Annotated in this window: 10 protein-coding genes and 1 pseudogene; 5 read left to right on the top strand and 6 right to left on the bottom strand. The window is 34.8% G+C overall.

Going from position 1 to position 7,725, the window contains the following annotated elements:
* Nucleotides 1–1,245, bottom strand: a 1,245-nt coding sequence (locus AC1DIT_RS26160; RefSeq protein ID WP_476998520.1) for a metallophosphoesterase family protein, incomplete at its 3' end; no start/stop codon positions are given.
* Nucleotides 1,246–1,717: 472 nt separating this feature from the next.
* Between AC1DIT_RS26160 and AC1DIT_RS26155 the strand changes: the two genes are divergently transcribed.
* Nucleotides 1,718–2,422, top strand: a complete 705-nt coding sequence (locus AC1DIT_RS26155) for an HAD family hydrolase (RefSeq protein ID WP_016113232.1) — start codon at nt 1,718–1,720, stop codon at nt 2,420–2,422.
* A 105-nt stretch (nt 2,423–2,527) separates the two neighbouring features.
* Here the strand turns inward: AC1DIT_RS26155 and AC1DIT_RS26150 are convergent, their stop codons facing one another.
* The 5 genes from AC1DIT_RS26150 to AC1DIT_RS26130 form a co-directional block, all read right to left on the bottom strand.
* Complete coding sequence (locus tag AC1DIT_RS26150) at nt 2,528–3,133, bottom strand: DedA family protein (protein WP_016113231.1); 606 nt, start codon at nt 3,131–3,133, stop codon at nt 2,528–2,530.
* 10 nt (nt 3,134–3,143) lie between these two features.
* Nucleotides 3,144–3,425, bottom strand: coding sequence for a YkvA family protein (locus AC1DIT_RS26145; RefSeq protein WP_016113230.1), 282 nt, complete (start codon nt 3,423–3,425; stop codon nt 3,144–3,146).
* Between the two features lie 242 nt (nt 3,426–3,667).
* Nucleotides 3,668–4,222: a spore coat protein gene (locus AC1DIT_RS26140; RefSeq protein ID WP_016113229.1), complete on the bottom strand. Its 555-nt coding sequence runs from the start codon at nt 4,220–4,222 to the stop codon at nt 3,668–3,670.
* Nucleotides 4,223–4,321: 99 nt separating this feature from the next.
* Complete coding sequence (locus AC1DIT_RS26135) at nt 4,322–5,101, bottom strand: DUF2935 domain-containing protein (RefSeq protein ID WP_016113228.1); 780 nt, start codon at nt 5,099–5,101, stop codon at nt 4,322–4,324.
* A 19-nt stretch (nt 5,102–5,120) separates the two neighbouring features.
* Complete coding sequence (locus AC1DIT_RS26130; protein WP_033671368.1) at nt 5,121–5,492, bottom strand: VOC family protein; 372 nt, start codon at nt 5,490–5,492, stop codon at nt 5,121–5,123.
* A gap of 111 nt (nt 5,493–5,603) precedes the next feature.
* On the opposite strand from AC1DIT_RS26130, the gene AC1DIT_RS26125 reads away from it, so the two are divergent.
* The 4 genes and pseudogenes from AC1DIT_RS26125 to brnQ2 form a co-directional block, all read left to right on the top strand.
* The gene (locus tag AC1DIT_RS26125) at nt 5,604–5,819 is read left to right on the top strand and encodes a spore coat associated protein CotJA (RefSeq protein ID WP_016113226.1); all 216 of its coding nucleotides are present in this window, start codon (nt 5,604–5,606) and stop codon (nt 5,817–5,819) included.
* Between the two features lie 8 nt (nt 5,820–5,827).
* Nucleotides 5,828–6,091, top strand: a complete 264-nt coding sequence (locus AC1DIT_RS26120) for a spore coat protein CotJB (RefSeq protein ID WP_003195420.1) — start codon at nt 5,828–5,830, stop codon at nt 6,089–6,091.
* A gap of 12 nt (nt 6,092–6,103) precedes the next feature.
* A complete protein-coding gene (cotJC, locus tag AC1DIT_RS26115) occupies nt 6,104–6,673 on the top strand; it encodes a spore coat protein CotJC (protein ID WP_003195416.1) in 570 nt (189 codons plus the stop codon).
* A 239-nt stretch (nt 6,674–6,912) separates the two neighbouring features.
* A pseudogene (gene brnQ2, locus AC1DIT_RS26110) lies at nt 6,913–7,725 on the top strand (branched-chain amino acid transport system II carrier protein BrnQ2); the annotation flags it as partial.

Raw genomic sequence — 7,725 nt, 5'->3', positions numbered from 1 at the left:
ATCTAGCCCACCTAATGTAAACGTAAGTTCTTTCGGCACTGGATCACGATAAAACTCTGAGAATGCTAATAGCTTATTTTTGATTTCCCCTGTTTCTTTATCTCTTGCTTGCAGGCGATAAGAATGAACAAGTAGATTATCTACTGCTTGCGGGAAAGTCGCTGTTACTGAACTCTCAGTTACATTTGAAACTTTTAACTTTGCATTTTGCTCGAAAGATGGTTTTTCTTTATCACGGTTTTCCACATGTTTAAACGATTCTTTTTTAGCTGGTAATTGAACTTTCCACGGTTCACCTGTCCAAGAATTCGTGTGGAAATCACGACGATTAATTGTTACTTCTTTATCGTCTACCTCTACTAATAAACCTTGGCTTAAATCGCTTGCACCTGGCGGAATATTACCTTGAACTTTCCCGCCCTCTACTTCCATATAACTTACTGAAGATGTTCCAACAGATGTAAAGTCTTTTTGATGAATGGATCTTGGATCATCTAATGGATAGTGCGAATGACCAGAGAATGTAATTGCTTGCGGATAATCTTTTAATACTTCATTAATTTTTGCACTGTCCTTCGTTCCCCATTCATGACTACCATACACAGTTTCTTTAATGTGTTGGTGCAAGAACACGAAAATTGGTTTTTCTGGGTCATCAGCTTTTGCCTTTGCAATTTCTTCTTTCAACCAATTAATTTGTTTATCAGAATAATATCCATGTGTCGTTCCATCTTCTGGTGACATAACAAGGAAGTGATATCCCTTCACGACTTTATGATAATAAATAGATTCCATTCCTGTCTTTTCTAAGAAACGTTTTTGTGCATCCCCTGCCAATAAACCATTCCAGTAATCATGGTTTCCAAGTGAATTCATTCTCACTGCATCTTTATTTGCATATTGATTATACACTTGCATAAAACGATCATATTGCTGATTAGACCCTGAATCTGTAAAATCACCAACGATAACAAATGCGTCTTGTTTTGGCGCAAGTGTATTAAACTGTTCAATCGCTCTTTTCCAACGGAACGTATCATCTGTTCCGCTATTTTTAATATGTACGTCACTTACAACCGGAAAGACAAGTTTTTTCTCCTGCGGTTTTTCCTCTTGTTTCTTCTCTTCCGTTTGTGCGAAAGTGTTCCATGGAAACGATACAAACGCTAAAATGAAAACTGCTAATAATCCAATAAGACCTGTTACCTTCTGAAACATATTCCTACTCACGTAAATCCTCCTCATATGTTTGATTCAGTACAAGGATTATTGTATCTAACACATATTAACCTCGTTTAAATGAATAATGAAAAATATTACATCTTTGTAAATATACAGTCAGTTTCCTGTAAAGTTCCACAACAGCTATATAAATACAAATAAAAAACGACATAAAACCTTTATTTTTAGGTGGGAGAGAGCATCCGGCCGTGCATAGAAGCGGTCAGATCCTCTTCCTGCCCCATGCCAAGTTAAAACAAAAAGAAAAAAACGAGTGCAGGTCACCTTTTGTTCTTCATAGCCGCAACTTATATGTTGGCAAATCAAAATGGAACAACTATATATCACTCATATATAGTTGTTCCATTTAAATCTCTATTAGACTAAATAGTAGATATGATGTCGATTAGCCCTACATGGAATATACAAAAGGATTTAACTTTACAATCTAGAAAAAGTATTATGTGATAACCAAAAGATGTTTGGAGGATAAAATTTGATTTTCTTTGATATTGATGGCACTTTACTAGATTATGATTATGCTGAAAAACAAGGCATTATAGACTTTTTTCATACACAAAGGGAATTTTCACACTTAGAACCAAAACCATTGATTGAACTATGGAACAGGATATCAAGTGAGTACTTTCAATTATTCCTTGATGGATCCCTATCCTTTCAAGAGCAAAAACAAAAACGGATGAAAAGGATATTTAAAAAGGTTAATCTAACTATTTTAAACGAAGAAGCTGATCAAAAATTCGGACTGTATCTACAACATTTTCAACGTAATTGGACTGTCTACAATGATGTAAGGAAATGCCTAGATTTTTTGAAGAACAAAGGGTTTGAACTAGGAATCATAAGCAATGGTGATTACAACCAACAAGTTCATAAACTTAAACAAATAGGGATTCATCATTATTTCTCTCATATTATTACATCTAGCCAAGTTGGAGTTGCTAAACCAGATTCGAAAATATTTAAAGAAGCAGCAATTAGAATGAATCAAGACACTAAGGAATGTTATTATGTAGGAGATCGCTTAGATACCGATGCAGTTGGAAGTAAAAATGCTGGGATGACAGGGATATGGATTAACCGTATAGATGATAAAAAGCATAAGGATATTATTACCATACATTCGCTATCACAATTGGAGAAAGCTATAAAAGTAGATTTTAATCACACAAAAAGATAGTCTATGTTAACAAAAGGTGCTTTCTGTATATGAAAGCACCTTTTAAGTCCCATACTTTTTCTATCGTCTAAAATACCTTTAATCAAACAATAGTCTCATCATCTTTCACATTGACTCCGCTTTATTTTTCTTTTTCAAAAACTTGAAAATAAACATTCCTATCACAATGAAACAAACAACCCCTAGTATCGGTAATGTATATTGTTCAACAATTGCCCCTGCCTTTTTCCAATGAGGTCCTAATTTCAATCCCACATATACATATAGCGTTGTGAGTGGCAACATCGCTACAAATGTGTATATGTTAAATTTCCAAATGTTCATTTTGGCGATTCCACATGGAACTGAAATAAGTGTACGAACCCCTGGAATAAATCGGCCAAGAAACGCCACAGCTGGTCCATATTTTCCAAAGAAATGATCTGCTTTTTGAATCTGTTCTTCCTTTATAAAAAAGTATTTTCCATATTTCAGTAATAACGGTCGACCACCATAATAACCGATTGCATATAGTGTTAGCGGCCCCGTCGTTCCTCCGATCGTTCCAGCTAATACTGCGAGCCAAAAATTCATATCTCCTTCGTATACCCAATATCCAACAAGCGGCAACACAATTTCTGCTGGAATAAACTCAAATGTTAATGCTAGAATTACACCAAAATAAGAAAACTGCTTTAAATACTCAATCACATCTAAAATAAACTGCTCCATTTATGAACTCCTATCCTTTATTTAAATTATATTTTTCTTGTAAGTGCTTCGGTGCCATTTTCACAATTCGCTGTAAAATAAATAAGACAACAGCAATATCATCTAATCCCCCAAAAAACAGTAGAAAATCAGGGATGAGATCAAATGGAAATACGACATACCCAATTAAAAAAACAATGGATAGTATTTTCTTCTGCATAGCGACTTCTTTTGATGTAAAAAAGTCATATAAAAATGGACCAAATCGACGAAAATGAAGCATAAATCGAAATCGGTTTATAAACTTTTTCATTTTTCACCTCTCCTTTTTCTGCATACAAAAAGGACCTTTACCAAATATAGTAAAGGTCCTAAAAAAGACAATAAGGGGCCTTTACCATTGCTGGTAAAGGTCTCACTAACAACAAATCGTTGCCAATAAAGCCGAGGGTTTCTCCCTGTAATGACGACTTTATTGTGACAAGTTACTCCCCTTTATATACGCAATTTTATAAAATTACCTTAAAATATTTGATAGAACTTGTCAATCTTTTTCTATTGTTGAAGTAACTGATACATACTTGCTATCGCTTGTATTTCAGAACTTGGTGCTGGTGATAGCTGATAATACCCTTTCTTCACCATATACTGCCAAATGTCATAAGCATGGTGACTACTATTTAAAAAGGTATTTTCTAAAAGCGTTCTTAGTTCTGGATTCGCACACTCTAATAAAGAACCTGCACAATTAAATGCAGAAGATTTTTGATTCAGTAAATATCCAAGTGCAATTGATCGATCATTAGGAGGCTGCGCAGCCATGCTTGGTGTAACTGGCAAATACTTTTGTGAAGGTGCCTCTGTATAAGAAGCTAATACTGGTTTTAATTTAGACGGCTGAAACTTTGATATATTTGGAGTTGTCTCACCTTGTATAAATTCCACCTTCAAATTATAATCTTGCACATGAAGAGGAAGATGATTCTGTAACATTTGTTTCAACTCATCATCCTGTGCTTGCTGTATATATGTAGACATCGTATTAATCGTATTATAGTCTCCTGCTATCAGTTCACTTAAGTCACGTAATTCATGCGTTGCTAATTGCATATACTATTCCCCTTTCTACAATTCTTTTCTAGCATCTCCTAACAAAACAAAAATACTATATAAAAATCCACATCACTGCGGATTTTTATATAGTATAAATTAAAGTGGATTACACTTCGGCATCTCTAATCCTGAAGCTTGTGCTAATTTCAATAAATAATAACATTCTTCCCTTGCCATATGGTCTGCCATTCTTCCAGATATTAAGCTTAATACTTGATTAGATAACTCTAATTCTTCTAATTCGTGAAGAAAACGGGAGAATAGTGTTAATTCTAATGAAACATCTTTTGTAAATTTTTTTAGAGCTGGAAAAGAATGTAGTTCCGCCCGTAAGTAACCTGTCATTTCCACAGCTTTTAAATAAAACTGTTCAAAATGCTTTTCATATTCTTCACTCTTCTCTTTCAGTCGTTTCTCGACCAGATCTAATCCACCTGAAATGGCACCTGCATGACCCGCTGCATCCGTTAGCCAAGCAAGATGATAATGCAATTCATGAAAAACAGGTGGCACTTCTCCTTTTATTAAATATTCTAATACCATTATATACTCTTCCACTTCGTTCACCATATGGTTAATAAAAGTTGGTGTAAAATGAATGACAATTTTTCCTTCCAATTGCTTTTGTATAATATTTAACTTAAATTTTCTAATTTCCTTTGCTACTTTATGTGCATCTTTCGCAAATGCAATCAAATTTACCGTATGAATATTACTGAGAAATCTATCAAATGTTTGGACAAAATACATCGCTTTTTGAATATCTTCACTTTCATTTTGAGCTAAAGCATCTAAAAGAAACTGCGCATGATCGCCAAGAACCTTCAACCAGAATTTATGTTCAAACAACGCGATTTCTTCATACGTACTATTCATCCGGTTAACTCCCCCTTATCTACTCTTTCGGCGCAATTAGAATTCTATACTGGTCAGGATCATGCACAATAATACCTCTTTTCTCCGTTTTACAGCTCTCTAATTCTTGAAATGACACACAATAGAATTCTAATTTTTTTCGTACTTTTTCCATATCACAAAATGGCAAACTAAAATTTATATAAGAAGGCACTTCCTCACTGAAATCCCCGCCTTTTTCCCTATTTAAAACGAAGCAAATTCTTGTTGCACCAACATCATACCAGACGCCAGGCACATGTAATTGTGGTCGGTGTCTACTCGGCTGAAATCCCAAGATACCTTCATAAAAATATAATGTTTCCTTTAAATTTCTTACTTCTAATACAATGCAATTTGTAATAGTCTCCACGTACATTTCCTCCTTGACCCTACTAGTTTTTCTATATGAGTCATAAATAACAATTATGTCTGAATACAATACATAGTGATGAATGTTTCACTTATAAAGGAGGTTTGCATTATGGACAAATTTATGAAATCTTACACACCTTACCATAGTCCAAAAGATCCTTGTCCGCCGATTGGAAAGAGATTTTATTCAACCCCTCCTCATTTATATATGGGATTCCAACCAACTAATTTACCACAATTCCCTCCAAGAGACGCCTTACAAAAAGGCACTTTATGGCCTGCTCTTTATGATTATTATGAAAGCCCCCATAAGAAAGGAAGGTGACAAGAATCGTGACTCAAACACTGCCAGATGAATATTATGAATGGATAAAAGAGTTGCAAGAACTCGATTTTGTATTAGTTGAACTTACACTTTATCTAGATACTCATCCAGATGATGTTACAGCGATAAATCAATTTAATGATTTTTCCTATAAAAGAAGATTGCAAAAGCAAAAAATTGAAGAAAAGTATGGCCCACTCCAACAGTTTGGTAATAGCTACTCTAATGCTCCGTGGGAATGGAGTAAAGGTCCTTGGCCATGGCAAATATAAAGGAGAGAAAATATGTGGATATATGAAAAAAAATTGCAATACCCTGTAAAAGTAAGTACTTGTAATCCAGCACTTGCAAAATTATTAGTTGAGCAGTACGGTGGTGCAGATGGCGAATTGGCAGCTGCTCTCCGTTATTTAAACCAGCGCTACACGATTCCTGATCAAGTAATAGGTTTATTAACAGATATCGGTACGGAAGAATTTGCTCATCTTGAAATGATTGCAACAATGATTTATAAATTAACAAAAGACGCGACCCCTGAGCAGATGAAAGCAGCTGGACTAGATGCTCAATACGCTAATCATGATAGTGCACTATTTTATCACAATGCAGGCGGCGTTCCGTTTACAGCCACATACATACAAGCAAAAGGTGATCCAATTGCAGACTTATATGAAGACATTGCCGCAGAAGAAAAAGCAAGAGCAACTTATCAGTGGCTCATTGATTTATCAGATGATCCTGATATAAATGATAGCCTCCGCTTTTTACGTGAGCGCGAAATCGTTCATTCCCAGCGTTTCCGCGAAGCTGTTGAAATTTTAAAAGAAGAACGCGATCGAAAAATTTATTTTTAATTTTTTCAGCTACACATATCCTATTGATATGTGTATTTTTTATTGTCCATCTATCTTTCCCTAACTTCCATACCAATGTTTTTCCAAAAAGGCATAATTATTCAACTTAACGCATTATTTTTAAAATTATTTAAAATTCCCTGTTGCTTTCTAGTCATCAGACCTTTAAAATTAAAACAGTTACTCGACAAATTATTTGAATTTTCGACAAAATAACATATAGGAGGATTTTATATATAATGCGTACAACTTTAAAGCCATCGCAAATTCTCTCCATTAGCTTATTGCTATTTGCAGTTTTTTTCGGCGCTGGTAATATGATTTTCCCACCACTTCTTGGGCTTTCTTCAGGAGAAAACATGTGGGTTTCTATTTCAGGATTTATTATTACAGATGTAGGATTATCTTTATTAGCAATTGTCGCTGTTGCTCTTGCAGGTGGTAGTTTTAAAAGTTTAGCGAGCCGTGTTCATCCAAAATTTGCAGCAGTACTAGCTATTATTATTTACCTTTCAATCGGCCCACTATTTGTTATTCCACGAACTGGATCTGTTTCTTATGAAATTGGAATCGCACCGCTTTTTCCGGACCAATGGTATTCCATGTTACTATTTAGCTTTCTTTTCTTTACTGTTGTTTACTTCTTATCATTAAACCCATCCAAATTAGTTGATCATATTGGGAAGATATTGACACCAATCTTACTTGGTATTATTGCAATTATGGCAACAAAAGTGATTCTTTCACCAACAGGTTCGTTTGTTCCTCCTGTTGGCGACTATAAAGAGATTCCATTTTTCAAAGGGTTTTTAGAAGGATTTTTAACATTAGATGCGATTGGCGCTCTTGTTTTGTCAACAATTGTCGTAAATGCGATTCGTCAAAACGGTGTAACGGAAAAAGCTTCTATCGCAAAATACACAATTATTTGCGGAAGTATCGCTGCTTTCTTTTTAACGATTGTTTATTTCTTGCTTGGCTATATCGGAGCATCGAACGGAAACCTTGGTCAATTTGAAAATGGCGGTCAGCTATTAGCAACTGTTATGTAC

It is taken from the genome of Bacillus sp. 05T22 (assembly GCF_056396765.1).
The sequence above is the reverse complement of the archived record's forward strand: the minus strand, read 5'-3'. Positions and strand labels throughout refer to the sequence as shown.